Source organism: Vibrio sp. 03_296, assembly GCF_002265885.1.
Window position 1 is genome coordinate 1 of record NZ_NPKW01000380.1, and the last position, 423, is coordinate 423.

Consider the following 423-nt stretch of genomic DNA (forward strand, 5'->3'; position numbering starts at 1 on the left):
GAAGCCAACTTGGGCGATAAAGACGTGCATTCCAGCGTGGACAGCATTAAGTCGCTGTCTGTTGAACTCGAAGTGGCCAATGATCAGGTCGCCAAGCTCAAAGAAGGGGTGATGCAGATCAGCGAGTTCACCAATGTGATCAGCAGTATCTCAGAGCAGACCAATTTGCTTGCGCTCAATGCTGCGATAGAAGCGGCAAGGGCGGGAGAGCAAGGGCGGGGTGCGYGGTGGTGCTGATGAAGTGCGAAATCTGGCTGGGCGCACTCATCAATCGACCGATGAAATACAAACCACTATTAATAAACTGCAGCAGTTAGCCGTTTCTGCCGTGGCGGCGATGGAGAAAAGCCAATCACTGGCACAAAGCAGTGTCGCTCGAGCGGAGCACGCGGGAGAGGATTTGCAATTGATCGTCAATCGACA

Annotated in this window: 1 pseudogene; it reads left to right on the forward strand. The window is 53.1% G+C overall.

The window, feature by feature from the left end:
• Positions 1–423: pseudogene (locus tag CIK04_RS24810) on the forward strand (methyl-accepting chemotaxis protein); the annotation flags it as partial.